The organism is Salinivibrio sp. MA427 (assembly GCF_001996115.1).
GTDB lineage: Bacteria > Pseudomonadota > Gammaproteobacteria > Enterobacterales > Vibrionaceae > Salinivibrio > Salinivibrio costicola.
In genome coordinates, this window is sequence record NZ_MUFH01000434.1 from 1 (window position 1) to 1,628 (window position 1,628).

The 1,628-nt window shown below is 53.6% G+C and carries 2 protein-coding genes; both read left to right on the plus strand.

Annotated elements, in window-relative coordinates; genetic code table 11:
- Positions 1 to 1,179 (plus strand): glycerol-3-phosphate dehydrogenase subunit GlpB (glpB, locus tag BZG79_RS15345; RefSeq protein WP_077774838.1); only part of this gene is annotated, 1,179 nt, incomplete at its 5' end.
- The coding region (locus BZG79_RS15350; protein WP_199878044.1) for a 4Fe-4S dicluster domain-containing protein at positions 1,173 to 1,628 on the plus strand (456 nt) is incomplete at its 3' end. The genes glpB and BZG79_RS15350, both read left to right, overlap by 7 nt.

Genomic DNA, 1,628 nt, shown 5'->3' on the forward strand with positions numbered 1-1,628 from the left:
GGTTCAATTGATGTACTGGGCCATTTTCCTAATGGTGAGCCGGTTACCCAACCGTTTGAGGCGATTCCCAAATTGGTGCGCCAGCATCCTGAGCACCCTTATGCCAAGGTTAGCCTTGATGAGATCACCGATTCGTTAACCTGGTTCCAACAGCAACTCAGTGCGCAAAAAGTGTGTTTGTATCATCAAGAAGACAACGCCAATCATGGCCGGATCACGCCGCTGGGCACCGTGCGTCCGACGTGGTTATCGCAAGGGCACGTGTATCAACATCGTGGCCCGCGCCGTTTTTCGGGTCTCTGTTTTGCCGCCATTGACGGCTATCGCGATGCGCAACCGACGTTAGCCAAAGACACTATTACCGCGCAGCGTGATTTTGCCTCCTGCCCGAGTCGCACCATCACGCTTTCGATTCCTGGTGCGGAGCGTTTGCGCCGTAACCGCAATGAATTGCGCTCGGTTGATCTGTCACGCTTACTGGCCGAGCCTAACGCCTTTGACAGCCTGTGCGAGCAGTTAATCGCGCAATCTGGACCGGACGAGCTCGTGATTTTGCCTGCCATCATTGCCAACGTTGCGGGCGAGCAGGGTATGGATGCACTTAAACAGCGCACCGATCGTTGCTTCCATGAAGTGCCCACCATGCCGCCTTCGTTACTCGGGATTCGAATAGAAGAGGCCCTGCAGCGCGCGTTTGCCAGTGCAGGTGGCATGTTGCTGCGCGGTGATCAAGTCACCAGCGGCGAGTTTGACGACAGTGGCCGCCTCACTGCATTACATACCCGTCAGTTAGAGGATATTCCGTTAACCGCAGAGGCAGTAATCTTGGCGACGGGAAGCTATTTTAGTCGCGGCTTGAATGCGGATCGCACCCAAGTTAGCGAGCCAACACTGGGGTTAGATATGGTACAAAGCCCTGATCGCAACGAATGGCGCAATGACGACTTTTTCAGCCAGCAAAGTCATCCGTTTATGGCCTTCGGTATTAACACCGATAACCAACTGCGGCCTACCGCGCGCGGAAAACGTTGTCAAAACTTGTTTGTGTGTGGGGCAGTACTCAGTGGTTACGATCCCGTATTTGAAGGTTGCGGCGGAGGCGTTGCGGTTGCAACAGGCTACGCCGCGGCACAACGAGCACTTGCCGTGATGGCAAACGCTAAGGAGGCCATATGTTAACTGAATGGCTTAAACAGCGAGAATATCGCGACCATGCACCGCAGCCCACCAGTTTTGACCAGTGTATCAAATGTACCGTCTGCACTGTGTACTGCCCAGTGTCGAAAGTGAATCCGGCGTATCCGGGCCCCAAAGAGTGTGGGCCAGATGGCGAGCGTCTGCGGATCAAAAATCCAGAGTATTATGACGACCTACTCAAACTATGCACCAACTGCAAACGCTGCGAAACCGCCTGTCCCTCTGGGGTGAAAATTGGTGATATCATTGCCGTGGCACGGGGTAAACATGGCGAGAAAAACATCAATCCTAAGTTGATGCGTGATTACGTGCTCAGCCACACCGATTTATTTGGTACCTTGACGAACCCGGTGGCACCGATTGTGAATGCGATGACGGATTTAAAACCGGTAAAAGCGGTGATGCATGCCACCATCGGGGTAGATAAACAT